Annotated in this window: 13 protein-coding genes and 1 pseudogene; 7 read left to right on the top strand and 7 right to left on the bottom strand. The window is 65.5% G+C overall.

The annotated features are described in order from the left end of the window. Positions 1-209 precede the first annotated feature (209 nt). The 5 genes and pseudogenes from eccCa to OG252_RS15800 all read left to right on the top strand — a co-directional run bounded on the left by eccCa (position 210) and on the right by OG252_RS15800 (position 10,199). Positions 210-4,184 (top strand): type VII secretion protein EccCa, encoded by a 3,975-nt coding sequence (eccCa, locus tag OG252_RS15780; protein WP_329336758.1) that lies wholly within the window; start codon positions 210-212, stop codon positions 4,182-4,184. A 263-nt stretch (positions 4,185-4,447) separates the two neighbouring features. Next, entirely contained in the window at positions 4,448-4,921 is a 474-nt protein-coding gene (locus tag OG252_RS15785) for a hypothetical protein (protein WP_329336760.1), read from the top strand. 11 nt (positions 4,922-4,932) lie between these two features. After that, positions 4,933-7,170: a DUF6571 family protein gene (locus tag OG252_RS15790; RefSeq protein ID WP_329336762.1), complete on the top strand. Its 2,238-nt coding sequence runs from the start codon at positions 4,933-4,935 to the stop codon at positions 7,168-7,170. Between the two features lie 59 nt (positions 7,171-7,229). Continuing rightward, a complete protein-coding gene (locus OG252_RS15795; RefSeq protein WP_329336764.1) occupies positions 7,230-7,922 on the top strand; it encodes a hypothetical protein in 693 nt (230 codons plus the stop codon). 1,453 nt (positions 7,923-9,375) lie between these two features. Further along, a pseudogene (locus OG252_RS15800) lies at positions 9,376-10,199 on the top strand (IS5 family transposase). Here OG252_RS15800 and OG252_RS15805 read toward each other — a convergent pair. Further along, positions 10,165-10,518 carry a DUF2750 domain-containing protein gene (locus OG252_RS15805; protein WP_329336766.1) on the bottom strand — a complete coding sequence of 118 codons (354 nt, stop codon included), beginning with the start codon at positions 10,516-10,518 and terminating at the stop codon, positions 10,165-10,167. The pseudogene OG252_RS15800 and the gene OG252_RS15805 overlap by 35 nt on opposite strands. A 70-nt stretch (positions 10,519-10,588) precedes the next feature. Here OG252_RS15805 and OG252_RS15810 point away from each other — a divergent pair, with 70 nt between their 5' ends. Next, positions 10,589-10,768, top strand: a complete 180-nt coding sequence (locus OG252_RS15810) for a DUF397 domain-containing protein (RefSeq protein ID WP_329345145.1) — start codon at positions 10,589-10,591, stop codon at positions 10,766-10,768. 331 nt (positions 10,769-11,099) lie between these two features. Here the strand turns inward: OG252_RS15810 and OG252_RS15815 are convergent, their stop codons facing one another. The 5 genes from OG252_RS15815 to OG252_RS15835 form a co-directional block, all read right to left on the bottom strand. Continuing rightward, positions 11,100-11,402, bottom strand: coding sequence for a WXG100 family type VII secretion target (locus tag OG252_RS15815; protein WP_266433066.1), 303 nt, complete (start codon positions 11,400-11,402; stop codon positions 11,100-11,102). A 65-nt stretch (positions 11,403-11,467) separates the two neighbouring features. After that, a complete protein-coding gene (locus OG252_RS15820) occupies positions 11,468-11,806 on the bottom strand; it encodes a hypothetical protein (protein ID WP_266433067.1) in 339 nt (112 codons plus the stop codon). A gap of 105 nt (positions 11,807-11,911) precedes the next feature. Next, the gene (locus OG252_RS15825) at positions 11,912-13,009 is read right to left on the bottom strand and encodes a S8 family serine peptidase (protein WP_329345146.1); all 1,098 of its coding nucleotides are present in this window, start codon (positions 13,007-13,009) and stop codon (positions 11,912-11,914) included. Positions 13,010-13,204: 195 nt separating this feature from the next. Then, positions 13,205-14,893, bottom strand: coding sequence for a WXG100 family type VII secretion target (locus OG252_RS15830; RefSeq protein ID WP_329336770.1), 1,689 nt, complete (start codon positions 14,891-14,893; stop codon positions 13,205-13,207). Beyond that, positions 14,893-15,345, bottom strand: coding sequence for a hypothetical protein (locus OG252_RS15835; protein ID WP_266433071.1), 453 nt, complete (start codon positions 15,343-15,345; stop codon positions 14,893-14,895). The genes OG252_RS15830 and OG252_RS15835 overlap by 1 nt, the downstream gene beginning before the upstream one ends. Positions 15,346-15,739: 394 nt before the next feature. Here OG252_RS15835 and OG252_RS15840 point away from each other — a divergent pair, with 394 nt between their 5' ends. Beyond that, positions 15,740-16,048: a DUF4333 domain-containing protein gene (locus tag OG252_RS15840; RefSeq protein ID WP_406495825.1), complete on the top strand. Its 309-nt coding sequence runs from the start codon at positions 15,740-15,742 to the stop codon at positions 16,046-16,048. A 40-nt stretch (positions 16,049-16,088) separates the two neighbouring features. Here OG252_RS15840 and OG252_RS15845 read toward each other — a convergent pair whose 3' ends face one another. Continuing rightward, positions 16,089-16,781: a contact-dependent growth inhibition system immunity protein gene (locus OG252_RS15845; protein WP_329336772.1), complete on the bottom strand. Its 693-nt coding sequence runs from the start codon at positions 16,779-16,781 to the stop codon at positions 16,089-16,091. Positions 16,782-16,797 lie beyond the last annotated feature (16 nt).

The raw sequence follows: 16,797 nt of genomic DNA on the forward strand, positions 1-16,797 counted from the left end.
TTCACAGGGCCGACGCCCGGGTTCCGTACCGTGTCGGATCACACGGAATGCCCCGATCCTCCAGCCCAACTCGCGTGTGCTCACGCGAACATCCGGCACCCTACCGTCCCCTCGTCTCGTATGAAGTCAGTAGGATCGCGCGGCGGCTTGCGTCCGCCTGACACGGGGCGGCGGACGGACTTTCGGGCCGGCCAAGGGAATGGATGACAGTGAGCCACATCGTCGTGAAGCGCCCGCCTCGGGCGCTGCCGTCCGAAGTGTCCACGCAGGAGATCGTCCTGCAACCTCCGCCCGAACTGCCGCGGGGTCACCAGGAAAGCGTGCTGATGCAACTCCTGCCGACACTCGGCATGGGTGGCTCGGTGGTCTTCTTCTTCACGAACGGGCAGCCGTTCATGAAGATCATGGGCATGATCATGATCGCGTCGACGATCGCCATGGCCATCGCCATGGTGATCCGCTTCCGCCGCGGTTCCCAAGGGCAGTTGGCGGACATGCGCCGCGATTACCTGAGCTACCTGGCGCAGACCCGGCGTACGGCGGTCAATACGGCGAAGGCACAGCGCGACGCTCAGTACTTCCTCCATCCGTCCCCGGAGCAGTTGTGGGCCCTGGTCGCCGAAGGCAGCCGGGTGTGGGAACGCCGCCCCGGCGACGAGGACTTCGCCCAGGTCCGCATCGGCCTCGGCGCGCAGGGCCTCGCCAGCGCCCTGGTCGCCCCCGAGAGCGCCCCCGTCGAGCAGCTGGAGCCGCTGACCGCCGGTGCGATGCAGCGCTTCCTGGCCGTCCACAGCACCCTCGACGACCTGCCGATGGCGGTCTCACTGCGGGCCTTCTACCACGTCACGATCAGCGGCGACCCGCAGTCCGTACGGTCCTCCGCCCGGGCCATGGCCGGTTCGCTGGCCGCGCTGCACTCCCCCGAGGACCTGATCATCGTGGTCGCGGCCGGCCGCGAGGCCCTGCCCCACTGGGAGTGGACGAAGTGGCTGCCGCACGTCCAGGCGCCCGGTGCCGTGGACGGCGCGGGCAGTCGCAGGCTGATCGACAGCGATTCCCGCGAGCTGGAGAACCTGCTCGCCACCCGGCTGACCGGCCGTCCGCGCTTCCACCCGAACGCGGCACCCCTGCCGGAGGAGCCGCACATCGTCGTCGTACTCGACGGCCTGTCCCTGCCGCCGGACTCCGTCCTGGCCAACCCCGAGGGCCTGCAGGGCGTCACGGTCCTCGAGGTCGTCCCCGGTGAGCTGACCGGGGCGGGCGGCGAGCTCTCCATCGTCGTACGACCCGAAGCGCTGCACCTGGAGTCGGGGCACGGTGTCGTCTACGAGGGGACTCCCGACGTCCTGTCCTACGAGTCCGCCGAAGCCCTCGCCCGGCAACTCGCCCCCCTGCGGATGGCAGCCGGCGGGGACGACGACGAACCCCTGCTCGCCAACCTGGAGTTCACCGACCTGCTGAACCTCGGCGACGCGGCGTCCGTCGACACCAAGCGCACCTGGCGGCCTCGTTCGCTGGCCGAGCGGCTGCGCGTGCCGATCGGACTCGGCGAGGACGGCCGGCCCGTGATGCTGGACCTCAAGGAGGCCGCACAGGAGGGCATGGGCCCGCACGGCCTGTGCGTGGGCGCCACCGGTTCCGGCAAGTCGGAGCTGCTGCGCACCCTGGTGCTGGGCCTGGCGGTGACGCACTCCTCCGAGACCCTGAACTTCGTCCTCGCGGACTTCAAGGGCGGCGCGACCTTCGCGGGCATGGCACAGATGCCGCACGTCGCGGCCGTCATCACCAACCTCGCGGACGATCTGACCCTGGTCGACCGCATGGGCGACTCCATCCGCGGCGAACTCAACCGCCGCCAGGAGATGCTGCGCGACGCGGGCAACTACGCCAACATCCACGACTACGAGAAGGCGCGGGCGGCGGGCGCGCCGCTGCAGCCGATTCCGTCCTTGGTGCTGGTGATCGACGAGTTCAGTGAACTCCTGACCGCCAAACCGGACTTCATCGAGATGTTCGTGCAGATCGGCCGTATCGGCCGGTCGCTGGGCGTACACCTGCTGCTGGCCTCACAGCGCCTGGAGGAGGGGCGCCTGCGCGGTCTGGAGACCTACCTGTCGTACCGGATCGGTCTGCGGACGTTCTCCGCCGCGGAGTCCCGGGCCGCGATCGGCGTACCGGACGCCTACGAACTGCCGAACGTCCCCGGCTCCGGCATCCTGAAGCACGGCACGGGTGAGATGGTGCGCTTCAAGGCGGCGTACGTCTCCGGAGTGTACCGCTCCGGCCCACAGCGTTCGGCACTAAGCGGCGGCCCGCTGCCGGTGGACCGGCGGCCGGTGCTGTTCACGGCGGCCGAGGTGCCGGTGCAGTATGTGGCGGTGCCGCAGCAGCGGCCTTCGGCTGCGGACGATCCGCAGGTCGACGACGCCCTTGCGGACACCGTGCTGGACGTGGTCGTGCGCCGGCTGGAGGCGCAGGGACCGGCGGCCCACCAGGTGTGGCTGCCGCCGCTGGACAGCCCGCCGTCGCTGGACGCCCTGTTGCCCGGTCTCACGGCGGTGCAGGGCCGCGGACTCACTCAGCCTGGCTACGAGGGCGCGGGGCGTCTGGTCGTGCCGGTCGGCCTTCTCGACAAGCCGTTCGAGCAGCGCCGCGACCCGCTCTGGATCGACTTCTCCGGCGCGGCCGGCCACATGCAGATCATCGGCGGCCCGCAGTCCGGGAAGTCGACTCTCCTGCGCACCCTGATCTCCTCGTTCGCACTGACCCACACCCCGCACGAAGTCCAGTTCTACGGGCTCGACTTCGGTGGCGGCGGCATGGTGGCCGTGGCCGGCCTGCCGCATGTGGGCGGCGTGGCCTCGCGCCTGGACCCGGAGCGGGTGCGGCGCACGGTGGCCGAGGTGTACGGCGTGCTGACCCGCCGCGAGGAGTACTTCCGCTCCGCCGGCATCCCGTCGATCGGGGACTTCCGGGCACGACGGGCCCGGGGCGAGATCTCCGTCACGGACCAGCCCTGGGGCGACGTCTTCCTCGTCATCGACGGCTGGGGCAACTTCCGTACCGAATACGACACCTTGGAGCCGATCGTCCTCGACCTCGCGGCGCGCGGTCTGGGCTACGGCATCCACGTCGTCCTCTCGGCGTCGCGGTCGATGGAGGTCCGGTCGAACCTCAAGGACCACCTCATGAACCGCCTCGAACTGCGGCTCGGCGACCCGATGGACTCCGACATGGACCGCAAGGTCGCCGCGAACGTCCCCGCAGGGGTCCCCGGACGCGGCCAGTCCCCGCAGAAACTGCACTTCATGGCCGCGGTGCCACGGATCGACGGCCTCACCTCCGACACGGAGCTGTCCGAGGCCACGGCGGCGCTGGCGACCGAGGTCACCCGGCACTGGCAGGCGCCCGGTGCACCCGAAGTACGGCTGCTGCCACGCGAGTACCCCGCAGCCCAGCTGCCTCCGGGCGACCGCTTCCCACAGCGCGGTGTCGCCTTCGCGCTCGACGAAGACAACCTCGAACCGGTCTTCGTCGACTTCGAGCAGGACCCGTTCTTCCTCGTCTTCGGCGAGAGCGAGTCGGGCAAGTCGAACCTGCTGCGGCTGATGATCAAGCAGCTGACGGAACGGTATCCGGGTCACGAGGCCAAGCTCTTCGTCATCGACAACAGGCGCTCGCTGCTGGACGTGACCCCGGCGTCCCACCTCGCCGAGTACATCCCCATGTCCAACGCCATGGACCACCACATGGGCGCCCTGGCCGACCTGATGAAACGCCGCGCCCCCACAGCCGACGTGACGGCACAACAGCTGCGCGACCGGAGCTGGTGGCAGGGGCCGACCGTGTACGTCGTCATCGACGACTACGACCTCGTGTCCACGTCGAGCGGAAACCCACTGGCAGGTCTGACGGAGCTGCTGCCGTTCGCGCGCGATGTGGGCGTGCGGTTCATCATCGCGCGCTCGACGGCGGGTGCGGGGCGAGCGGCGTACGAGGCGTTCATGCAGCGCATCAAGGAACTGGGCGCACAGGGCGTCGTCCTCGCCGGCGACCCGGGCGAAGGAGATCTCTTGGGTGGGGTTCGGCCGCGGCCGATGCCAGCCGGGCGGGGAATCTTTGTCTCTCGGCGGCGGGGAAAGCCGTTGGTGCAGGTGGGGTTGGTGGAGGAGGGGGGGTACTGAGGTGGCGTTCATGACGAATATGAGCGCGGCCGACCAACGGGCACTGTGGTGAGGGCTCTGGCACCTCTGATGTGAGAAGACGGTGGTGAGCTGGATGGCCCGGCTCACCTCCACTGTCATTCCGTGCATCAGGGAGTTGTGGAAATCGTGGCCTGACCCGGTCCTCGGCCGGGCGGTGTGGCGCTTGCGGCGACGTAGTTTGCAGGGCTAAATTCCCTTGCAGCGTGGCCAGTTCTGCTATTCGCGTACGGGGGAGGCCCAAGGTGGCATGGGACGAGTGGGAACAGCTCAAGGCAGAGGCAGCCGAGCGTGGCTCGGCCGGCATGCAGCTGAACCAGGCGCCCGATGCCGGAAGCGCTGGGGGCGGGCCAGAATTGGTTGTCAATCAGGACGACTTGGGCGCCGTCGGACATGAGGCTTTTACCCTGCATGGCGACCTGCACAGCCAAGCGGATGTAGCTGGCATGAATCCCGACAAGAACGGGTCCGGTTCCACGATGCAGGCGGCGACCGAGCTGTCGAATTCGAACTTCGCCTTGGGAAGCAGCCTGTCGCTGACTGTGGAGATCTGGACGAGCCAGGTGAAATCGCTACTGGATGCCTGTGCTCACATTTCGAACCACCTCAACTTCTCGAAGAAGTTGCATGCGAACGATGACGCGGAGATCGAGGCAACGATCAGAGGCCGGGACGGTTCCGGCAGGTCGGTATCGGAGCTCAGCAGGTACTTCAAGTAGCGGGAGTTGTTGTGTCCGGCATCACCATGACGAACTTGTCCGAGGTCAACCTCGGGAAGCTGAAGACCTCCGTCGCCGACTGGAAGAAGATCGTCGACGATCTCAAGAAGCTCGCAGACAGGGCGGAGAGAGGTCTGCTTGCGAAGTCTGAGAGCGCCAGATGGGCTGGCGTGAACGCCGACGTAACACGGCAGTTCGTCAAGAAGACAGCCAAGGAGTTCACAGATGCTCACGCCGAGGCCTCGAGTATCTACCAGGTCCTCGACGATGCCTGCACAGAGCTTGCGGAGCTCCAGAAGAACCTAAACACAGCCATTCACCAAGAAGCGCCCGGACTCGGGCTCAGGGTGAGCGACACAGGTGACGGGACGGTGCATGTCTTCTATCCGCATGACCGCACCACCGATGACAGGCACACCCAGAACGAACTCAACACGGCGCAGGAGCTTGCCGATCGCATAGCCGGGATCATCTCGCATGCTCGGGAGATCGACGACTCAGTGAGTCGAGCACTACGCAAGAGCCATGGCGGTGACGAGTTCAACTTCGGCCACGCGAGCTACACGTCGCTCGACGACGCCCAGGAGCAACGAGCCGAGGAGCTGGCCAAGAAGAGCCTGCAACTCTACAAAGAGGGCAAAGAGCTCCCCGTAGAGGAGCTGCGGGAACTCCAGACGCTTATCAAGTACAACGCGGATGACAAAGAGTTCGCGACGGATCTGTACCGCGGCCTCGGCCAGGAAGGGGCATTGCGGTTCCAGGCTCAGCTCTCACTCGACGGCACGGCGGAGGGTGGGGAACAACTGCGTCTCGCCCGAAGCATCCAGGACAGCATGGGCACAGCGCTTGCTACCGCAACTCCCGGCCTCGGAGACAAGTGGACCGACGAACTCATGCGCGTCGGACGCAGTGATCTCGATCTTCAGATGCAGGGCAACCAGATGGTGCCCAAGGGGTATCAGGTACTTGGCACGCTTTTGCGCCATGGGGAGTACCCGAAGACCTTTCTCGACAAGGTCGCCAACGACATGATCGCGTACGAGCGGGAGGGCGGGGCCTGGGGGCGTCCCGACGGAAACTACGCGAGCATGAAGGACTTTGGACTGAACGCCGACAAGGAAGGCGGCCGTGGCTGGGATCCGATCACGGGTGTCCTGGAGGCGTACGGTCACAATCCAGACGCGGCCACAAGCTTCTTCCAGGCCGACGTCGCCGGGCCGGGCAAACAGATGTCCAATCTGGACTACCTGATGGGCATGGGCGCGGATGGCAAGGGTGACGGCGCACGGCAGTGGATTCCGGACATGACCGCTCCCATGGCAGCCAAGGACCCTGAGATCTACGGCAAGGACGCGCTGGGCCATGCCCTTGAGGCGGCGGTGTCCGGGCTTCCGTACGACCACGGTGACGTCGGCGCCCACCCCGAACACACCGAGCAGCGCCAGGACATCATGAACCAGGTCATCAACGCGGTCGCCGCGGATCCCAAGCTGGCCGACGACACGATGGGCGACAGCCTCGGGCGGATGGCTGGCGAGTACATGCCCGAGGTCAATTCGACGCTGAGCCAGTCCGACGACTTCGACGATCTCTACGGCAGTCCTACCAAGTTCAGCGACGCGTTGGCCACCGCCGAGTTTCTCGATACGGTTGGTAGAAATCCGGATGGCTATGCCGAAGCCACCCTGGGGGCAGAGAACTACTCGGCCGGACTGATGCAGGACGCCACGGCACACCCGGAGAAGTACGCGGGAACTCCATCCGAGAACCTGAAGCACATCTCCTATAACACCGGAACGGTGGAGGGCATCCTCTCCGGAGCCCGGCACGATCAGATCGTCACCGACGGCCAACAGAGCGACCAGGATTACAACGATGCGTTGCAAAAGCGGGCAGACATGTTCAACACCGCTTTTGGCTCCACGGTTGGATTGGCCACAGAGCGCGTACCCATTGCCGGAGAAGTCATCAACGGCGTCACCGAGGTGGTTGTCGGCGAGGTAGTCGAGGGAGCGGAGCGGAACACCTCTGCCGAGACGGCACACAAGGCAGGAGAGTCATCCTTCAATGCCCGCCAGAACGCTCTGGACCAGGCATCGAACGGACTCATGGTGGCCGGCACCCCGGACGGTGTGGATCCGACGGACATGCGTCGCGATGTGACACAGCAAACGGGCGAGGGCTTCGACCACGGTAAGGAACTTCAGCGCGAAGCCAAGGATCACTACAAGCGCAACCCTCCGAAGTGACCTCGAGTTCACCACTTGTCAGCGAAGTCTCGTAGATCGAGAAACCAAGCAGGGAAGACATGAGCGTCGGAAAAATGTCGGTCAGAGCGAAAACGCTCTGCGTCGTTGTGATACTGACGGTCCTCGGAGCGGGTATCTACGTCTGGTTGGCCCAGTCCGACGACGGAAAAGCCAACGCGCTTGAGGCCCCGGTCAAGCCGTGCTGGAACGGCACCCCGAACCAGGCCACCCTGCAGAAGCTTCTTGGGCCGGGCAGCGAACTACAGCATCAGCAGGACGACTTCCGGGTGATCGCGGAGCACTATCCGACCCATTGCCAATACGAAGCGGAAAGCGAAGGCTCTCTGGACACCGTTCTTGACGTCGACGTCGCATGGAACGACGACGCTCCGCCGACCGAAGAGCTCCCCACCGCCGATGCACGGGGGGACGAGCCTCGTACACGGATGGACATGGGCGTCCTCGCGTACTACCTCAGGGCCTCGCAGGTGGTGTTCTTCGAATGCATCGCCGATCTTCCTGACGACACACCTGCCTACATGAAGCGGGACAAGTACATCAAGGTAGACGTATTGGCCCGACCGATGAAGGGAAGTGGCCTGTCCGCGGTCGAGGCCCGCAAAGTTGGCGTGGACATCATGCTCCAGTTGGCCCGGGACGTTGCCAACCAGGCGGGCTGCAAGAACAACACCAGTCTCCCGAGTGCGGTTCCTTCGATCAGCAAGGCCAACTGGCCCGGGTACGAGGAGTGACTCCGAGCGGGCACTCGTATCCCCGAATGCCTCGGCCACAACCCTCGCGGCGGAGAAATTCATCACCGATCCGCCGACCACGTACAACGAGGACGACGCGGTGAACAAGGACGGAAAGGCCGGGTTCCACTAATATCTCGACCTCTTCACCGACAAGGAATTCGAGGGGACGACCGACACGAACGTCCTCACTGACGAGGAGAAGACGAAGAACGCGCTCGGCTGCGGCCAGCAGGCGCTCGGCACGCGCTGGAGGCCACGACGACCGGCCTGCCGTACGGCAGCGATGCCGTGTCTCCGCCGCCGTCCGAGGAGGTGCCGCCATCTTCCCCAACCCGCCGCTGCGGCGCCGACCCCGGGGACCTGGACGACTCGCCGATGCGGGTGAGTCTCGGGAACCTACCGCCAACTACATGCGGACGTGACGACCAACCTCGGCAGACTGTCGCCCGGTGCCCTCAACTGAGGCCGGGACCTCTGGTCTTGCGACGGCGCGGACGACCTGCCGAACGGTAGCCGGCAGTTCGGCTGAGTCGTCATGAATGCAGAGGGTCAGGCAAAGGATGACGCCGGCGGCGTTATGAGAGAGAAGTGGGCTTCAGGGATCGGGAATCAACACCGTGTACATGGCACCGCATCTCAAGACCGAAATCTGACCCCATGCGAGAGGGACTCTCCATGTTCCGCGCCCGACTTAACCATCCCACGCGAATCGTCCGAGGTCCGACTTCTGTCACAGTGGCGCTGACCGGAGCACTGGCTCTTTCTGCGTGCTCCGGAGGAAGTGGAGAAGAAGAGAAGAACTATACGGTCCCCAGCGCTCTCTGCGGAATTCCACTGGCTCCCGAGCTACTCGATGCCTTTCTGCCAGGCGGTGATTCCATCTCCGTGAAGCCTTCGTCTCCCAACGGGGGAACAAAACGGTGTGACCTCATCGTCGATGGCGATATCTCGGTTCGGCAGATTCAGGCATGGTGGAGTGACGGGGAGAGCGCGTCCACTGTCGCCGCGGGATACGACAAAATGGACGACGGACAAGTAACCGACGATGATCGCTATCTCTACTCGGGTACTGGCTCGGCAGGGAAGACCACGGCATCGTGCAAGTCCCCGGCCCATCCCGATCAGACCCTGTACGCCGTAGTCCAGGTGTTCACTCCAGACCGATCAGACTCCGGCGCGATGAAGACACTGATCACGGCATACACCAAGGCTCTTGAGGACTCCGGTGCGTGCGGCTGATCACTGCCCGTCCTTACTTCTCCGCTCCGCGCACCGACGCTCGCGGCAGTCACGTTGAGACCCTGATCGCCTGGTCCCCCATGTCACTGGAGGACCAGGCGATCACTTTCTCCCGCCGCTTCGGCACGACGCGCTTAACAGCGGCGAACACAATGAGCTGGTTCGGTCCTGCTGGGCGTGGCCCTGGGGGGAGTTGAGCGTTCAGCCCGGTATGGGGGCGTCGCCTTGGATCGTGCCGGATGAGTTGTGGGACAGCTTGGAGCCGCTGCTACCGAAGCGGCCGAGGCGGTTCAGGTATCCGGGGCGGAAGCCGTGCCGGACCGGGAGGTCTTGTGCGGATCTTGTATGTCCTGCACACCGGCATCCAGTGGGAACACTTTCCTCAGGAACTCGGGTTCGGCTCGGGGATGACGTGCTGGCGCCAGCTCCGCGACTGGAACGAGGCGGGCGTGTGGCAGCAGCTGCACGAAGTGCTCCTGGCCGAACTGAACGCGGCCGCGCGACTCTACTGGTCGAGGTGCGTGGTCGACTCCTCGCACGTTCGGGCGTTAAAAGGGGGCTCCACACGGGGCCGTCGCCGGTCGATCGAGGGCAGGCCGGTCCTCGAAACACCACGTGATCACCGACGGCCACGGCACCCCGCTCGCCGTCCTGCTAACCGGCGGCAACCGCAACGACGTCACTCAGCTCCTGCCGCTGCTCGACGCCGTCCCGCCGGTGCGCGGCAGGGTCGGACATCCCCGCCGCAGGCCCGACTACCTGTTCGCCGCGGCTACGACCACGACGGCGACCGCGACCAGGGCCGCGCCCGCGGCATCGTTCCCGCCATCGCCCGACGCGGAACCCTGCACGGACCGGCCTGGGTACCTACCGGTGGGTGGTCGAGTGAACCATCGGCTGGCTACATGGCTTCCGCCGGCTCCGCATCCGCTGGGAAGAACAGCCGACATCCACGAGGCTTTCCTCAAGCTTGCCTGCTGCCTAGACACCCACCGACAACTCACGTCATTGGGTGAGCCGCCGATAGCCGGTTAACAACTTCGTTGGGGGTGAAGCTCCAGCCGACCAGGCGCGGCCCGCTCCAGTTGATGCCGATCACGAGTCCATCCCGGGCGGCATCGGGCAGTACGCGATCGCACCAGGTGTCCAAGGGCATGGACTCAACGCGGAGCCCACGCCCCCAGATCTTTGCTGCCCTCTGGGCGCGGGGCGAGGTCGACCAGAAGGGAAGACTTCGCGTGCCGTCCGCAGAGAGGTGAGTCGGGCTTCCGTCGTCATCCCGGACAAGCCAGACCACTTTGCTTTGGCGGACGTCTCGGAAGAATGCCGCCGCTTGCGAACCGCTCTGACTCATGGCTACCGAGCCTACCGTTCCCCTACAGTCATTTCGTTAGACGTTCTAAGAGGAAGCCAGTTTGTTCGAGTTGAAGTGGGTCAAGTCATCGTTCTCGGAAGCGTCCGGCAACAGCTGTGTCGAGATCGCCCAGAACGGATACTCGATTGTCATCCGCGATTTCAAGAACCCGAAGCTTCCTTCGGTAACTGCATGCCGAGCAGCATGGTCGCGATTCACCAACGCAGTAGCCAACGAGCGGGTCTCCTGATCAAGCCTTCCCGGACCGCAGAGATAGGTCCGGCTCAGAACCGCGGGCACTGGGATCTATCGCAAGGATCAGCCACCGCACTGATCGACGTGTACGGGCGGATCGCACATGAGGCAGCGACTCATGCCGGCACTTCACCGACTCCTGGGGGTCCGTCGCGCGCACCGCGCCTGCACCGGGGGCGATTCCCGGTCCTTGATCCGCGCCGCTTTCGCGGCTACCAAAGAAAGCCCGCCGGAGCATGGACTTGCGGAAGTCTGGGGGCCGGGCACGACACAGGGTGGGCACCTCCCGTGCGCGCCCACCCTGTCATGTCGATCCACTCAGCAGCTCACTGGAAGTAGCCGGCCGCCTTCAAGTCACCGGCGCGGTAGTCACCGCCGGCGTCGGAGACCTTCTTGCCGATGCTGACGAGCGCCTGGTGGATGGCGTCGGCGTCGGCGTCCCACTCCTTCATCTTGCTGCCGAAGGCGTTCGCGGCCTCGCCTTCCCAGCCCGCGGCAACGCGGACAACGGCGGACTTCAGCGCCTGGATGTCGGATTCGAGCTTGCTGGCCTGGTTGCCGAGCTCGGTGGTGATCGCGTCGAGACCGCCGTACTTAACAGCGAGACCGTCGTAGTGGACGTTGGCCATCGTTCCTCATTCCTTCGTTGGCTTGTCTCGGGCCTGAGCGGGCCCGGCTAGGCGAGAGGGACTGCTCAGTAGCTGCTGAGTGCCGACTTCTCTCCGCCGTACTGGACATCGATGCTCGTCATGCTGGCGCGGATCGCGTCTTCGCCCGTGCTGCTGATGTTGCGGGTCTCGTTGATGTTGTCGAGGAACCACGTGAGCAGGGCGCCGATGTGCTTCACACGCTCGTTGATCTCGACCTGCTTGGAGTTGAAGGCCGCGGCGCCAATGCCCTGCCAGTGCACCTCCATCGTGTCCAGGGTGCCCTGGAGGTTACTCAGCGTGCCTCGCATCGACTCGTACCGCTCGACCATTTCCTTTTCGAGCAGGATGACTTCGCTGTCGCTGAGCTTCTGTCCCTCTGCCACGGCTGGACTTCCCTTCATGGAATTCACTGTTGTTTACGAGTTGTTGCGGAGCCCCTCGCGGAGCCAGGCCTCGTCGAATCGAGGCGAAGCACAGCTGCGGGAAGCTCAAGTGGTTCGTCTCTTGCGTGCCACGGCGAAGGCTCCGCCGCCGATTGCCACGACCAGGGCGGCGCCGACGATGGCGTACAACTGGGTGTTGTCATCAGAGGAGTTCGAGTTCGATGCCGCCGAGGTCGCGCCCCCCGAAGCGTTCTTCGATCCCTGCGAGGAGTCCGAGGCCGACGAGGATGGGGCGGTGGTGACGCCGGTGACGCCGGTTCCGTTCTCGAAGCTGAGGGGGTCGGCGCTCGCCGAGCCCGGATCGATGCTGCTGTTCTCCAACACCATGCGGGGGCGGACGGCGCCGTAGCCGAGGTAGTTGCTCCGCTCGCCCTTCGTCCAGGTACGACCTGCTGTGTCGATCAGGGTGCGGAGGACCTGGTTGGCCGTCCAGTTGGGGTGGGCGGACCAGATGAGGGCGGCGGAGGCGGAGGTGATGGCGGTGGCCATACTTGTTCCTACTCCGTCGGGGCAGTACGCGCGAAACGTAGCGTCGCACCAAGTGGGCACGTTGAGGCCGGGAGCCGCCAGATCGACATAGTTGCCGTATTCCGAGAAGTCGCCGACTTCACCCTTCTCGTCTGCGGCTGCCACCCCGACGACATAGGGATAGGCAGCCGGATAGCCGATAAAGTTCTTGGATTCGGCGTCATTGCCCGTGCCAGCGAACATCAGCTTGCCCTTGGATTGGGCGTACTTGACGGCGGCCTCTTCATCGGGGTTCATGATGTCACCGCCGAACGACATGCTCAGAATTTGAGCGTCGCTGTCAGCGGCCGCCTTGATCGCATCCGCGATTGATGGGGTGTTCTTTTTGTCGGTGCTGTTCGTCACACCTTTGGTCAGCACCCGGTAGGGAACAATCTTCGCTCCAGGGGCCAGCCCCTGCAGGCCGCCTCCGGCACCTGTACCGGCAATCAACTCCGCCATGCTGGTGCCGTGGCCGTCGTAGTCCTTGGTGGCGTTGTACGAGACCGCCTGCGACACTTCACCCTCGAGCACCTGTCCCTTCAGGGACGAGGTATCGGGATTCACACCGGTGTCCAGCACGGCAACCTTTACGCCTTTGCCAGTGCTGACCTTCCACATACCCTCCGCGTCCATCGCGTCCAAGTACCACTGCTTCGACTGGATATCGGCGGCCACTGCACTCGGAGCCAGCCCCGAAGACACGACGGCGAATGCACCGAGTGCCGCGCACACGGCCGACACTCGTCGTCCGGCACGTCCTGCGAAAAGCGCAGTCAATCCGCCACGTGGGCTGGTCCCTGTCATGCCTGTGTAGATCCTCGCTCGTGTTCAGTCAGTCACTGGTGGCGCGTTACGCCGCTGCGGGTCGGTCTGACGTTCGCCCTCGCGGTCTTCATCATTCGGGTTCCGCCGATTCCCGCGCAGGCCGCGCGCGGCCTGCGCACTGCCCCCGGCCGCTCCACCGCTCCTCGCCGCAGAAGCTCGCCCCTGGGGCGTAGCGACAACCCCGTCCGGATTGCCCCCGGCGGGTCGGGCAGTCTGCCCCGTACGAGTGCCGGCAGGAGTGGAGTTCGGTGCCCCGATGACTCCGCGCTGTCCGATCTTGCCAGCAGGTGTACGGGACGCGGTGTTGCCCTCGGCGCCGACGACCGTGCCGCGCGACACCCTGGAACCGGTTGAAGCTGGAGTGGCACCGGTGGTGGGCCGTCCTCCGACAACACCATTGCCGCGTGCCGCCCCTGAACTCGCGCCACCGGCACGGCCACTCATCGGTCCCGCGATGGGGCGTGGGGTACCACCGGAGACGCCTCGCCCCATGGGAGACGCGCCTCCGCCTCGGATTCCCGATTGTCCCGGAGCAGTGGCGCGCCCCATGGGGCCCGCCGTGCCACGCCCGCCGGCGGTGCCATTGGGAGTCGCTGTGCGGCCCTGAGCTGAAATCGGGGCTTTGTTTCCGTTCGCTCCGCCGAAGCCCGAGGTGCGGCCGGTCAACCCGCCCGGTCCAGGAGGAACCGTGCCGGAGGGGAATGGCGGGACCGTCCCTCCGTTCCCGCCGATCGGACCAGGGCCTGTCGTCGGCACGTTGGGCGCTGGCCTCGTGGTCTCCTGGGGTGGGAGGGTTCCTACGCTGTCGATCTTCGTGCCGACGTTCACATCCGGGCGGATGGCGGGATCGTCCACATGCCTGAGCGGCGGTGTCGTGCCTTCCGAACGGGGATGCTTGGTTCCTGTGCCCGGATTGTCATTTCCAGTCACCAGGGACTCACGAGCAGCCCCAAGCCCCGCGCCGGCTTGCACCTCACTGCCTGTGATCGGGTCGCGATAGCTCGGATCCGGCTTAGGCACCCCCACATCCGGCATGGGCTCGAACGTAGGCGCCTCCTGCTTCGCGAGGTATCCCTCCGACACCTCGTAGAAGGAGGCCAGCCGGTTCATCTGGTTGATCGCCTCCTGGCGATCCTTCTCGACCTTGACCGCCGCCGTGTACTCCGCATTGCCGTCGACCTGCTGGACCGTCGGGATGTCCTGCACCGTCTTGCGGACGTACCGTGTGTCGCGGGGCGGCATGGCACTTCGGACCGACGCGAGACCCGTGGCCGCTGCCGTGACCTGGGTACCGGCTGCTTCGGCGAAGGTCGCGAGCTCAAGAGCGTGCTTGACGAGGTTTTCGCCCCATGTGTGGAAGGCCGTGGCGGACTCGCCCTCCCACTCAACCCTCCCGATGTGGCTCTTGAGTTCGTTGGCGGCCTTTTCGATGGCGTCCTTGGCGTCCCACAGCGCCTTGCCCGCGGTCTCCAGATCTTCCGGCTTCGCGGACTCGACCAGGTCGATCATGGCGTTCAGGTCGTGGCTCTCGAAGTCCGTCTTGCCGAAGACCCGGGGGGAACCACCCCCAAAGGGAAGGGCCTTGCTGACGAACGCCGTCCCCTGATTGATCAAGTCGATGGCGCTGAGCTGCGCGGCGGCGTCTTCCTTCTCCGCCTGGTGCGGATCCTGATGCTTCTGGTTGTCGCTCACTAGTAGGTCACCGTCCGCTCGTCGTTGCTCTTCGGCGCGGACTTCCCCTGCTCCTTGGCCTCTGCGGCGTCCTTCTCGCGCTTCGCTTCCTCTTCCTGCCGCCCGATGTCGGTCTGGATCTCCCAGAACCGTCGCCGCTGCCCCTCTTCGAGGTCGCTGAAGTTGCCGCGCGCGCCGTTGACGGCGATCTGGAGCGCCTCTATCTGGAGGCCCAGGTTCTTGGAGAGGGCGGTCAGCCGCTCGTGGACGCGTTCGTACTGGGCGTGGAGCCCCGAGGCCTCGTCGAAGCGCCCCGCGCCCTTGAACGACGCCTCGGAGAGGCGATGCGCTCCGACCTTCTGCGCGCTGCCCTGAGACTCCTCGAAGTTGGAGAGCGCGGTGTCCACACGCTTCTTGAACTCTCCGAGCGACTCCAGAGTGACCTTGAGAGCCTGGCGCTCCGCAGCAGGCACGATGCCTTCCTTCCCCGTTCCCCGTTTGTGAAGCTGTTGAGCGGTGCACAGGCGGTGGCCTGATCAACACACTCGATAACTACTGTAGTCATTGTGTAAATCGCGGCCAACTGAACTTTGTGTTAGGTGAGTTACGAAGTTGTCGAGACACCGTCAGGAAACCCGCCCCGAACTTCCCTGAATCGACTGAAACTTGGACAGAGCGACCCCGTTTCGCCGCGCTCGTCCGAGAACCAGAGCCGCTCCGAGAGGTCGCCTGCCACACGTGGCTCAATCTTTGCGATACCAAAACGCGCCCGGACCTTATCCACCTGCAACGCACGCCTGATCACCAGGATTGGAGCCCCCCTGACCATGGCCCGCTTGTCCGCAGCGACTTGGAGCCTCTCGGCCCGTGGCAGCCGGCGTGCTGCTCGTCGGCTGCTCGGGCTCGGTCACGGTCGGAACATCCATGCCGAAGATGTCTTCCGACAAGCTGGCCACCACCCTCGCCGAGAAGCTCGCCGCCACAACGGGCCAGCCGAAGCCAGACATCACGTGCCCCGAGGACCTCGTCGGGAAGGTCGGTACCACCACCCGTTGCACGCTCACGGCAGACGATGGCAGCACCTTGGGCGTGACGGTCAAGGTGACCTCTGTCGATGAAAACCAGATCAACTTCGACTTCGAGGCCGACAGCACGGCTTCCCCGGCTCCGAACTGACAACGGAACCTGACGACAACTCATCGCCTGGCTCGGTCACTCACGCGTCACCCGTCTCCCGGGGTCCGTACTCCGCCCGCGGCGCACTGATCCGATCGGCGACCAACGCCAGCCAGCCACCCGGCGAGTACGGGGCCGGCGGGTCGACCTCCATGCCCAACTCAGCGACGGCCAAGGCGTAGTCGGACTCGCCGAGGTCCAGCGCCAGCAGTTCGTGCAGCTCGCCGACGAGGCGGGCCGTGAGCTGCAGGTCGGTCGAGGACCGGTAGTCGTCGACCGCCGCGTCATGGTCGTCGAACTCGTCCGGCATGTCCTGCGAGAACCAGCCGCCCAGAAACTGGCCGAGTTCGGGGAAGCGGGCGTGCCATTCCCAGTGGGTGGCGGGGGTGGCCGTGGGCGGGACCTCGCCCTCCTCGATGCTGTGCTTGATGTGGTCCGCCAGGCAGTACAGCCACTGCTGGATCTCGCCCTCGGGCAGCCCGACGTCCGGGATCGGGTAGAACTCGCCCAGGCGCAGCCTGAGCCGGCCTGGCGGGTTGTCGGCGTACTCGCGCAGTTGCCGCTCGGCGATGGCGAGGGCCCATGGGCGGCTGTGCCAGGTCTGCCGCAGGTACGCGGTCAGGGCCGCGCCGGGCTTGTCCGCGGTGTCGTCCGCCGGCTGACCGGCGTAGGCGCGCATCACCTGGTCCAGTTCGCCGTAGCGGCGGTCGTGTTCGAGGGGGCTCAGGGGCACGGTGATCAGCCTCTAC

Source organism: Streptomyces sp. NBC_01352, from assembly GCF_036237295.1.
Lineage (GTDB): Bacteria > Actinomycetota > Actinomycetes > Streptomycetales > Streptomycetaceae > Streptomyces > Streptomyces plumbiresistens.

Coding starts and splice junctions, on each gene's coding strand:
- OG252_RS15825 (WP_329345146.1), bottom strand. CDS start 13,009: ATGGACGCGGAGGGTATGTGGAAGGTCAGCACTGGCAAAGGCGTAAAG.
- OG252_RS15795 (WP_329336764.1), top strand. CDS start 7,230: ATGAGCGTCGGAAAAATGTCGGTCAGAGCGAAAACGCTCTGCGTCGTT.
- OG252_RS15815 (WP_266433066.1), bottom strand. CDS start 11,402: ATGGCCAACGTCCACTACGACGGTCTCGCTGTTAAGTACGGCGGTCTC.
- OG252_RS15805 (WP_329336766.1), bottom strand. CDS start 10,518: ATGAGTCAGAGCGGTTCGCAAGCGGCGGCATTCTTCCGAGACGTCCGC.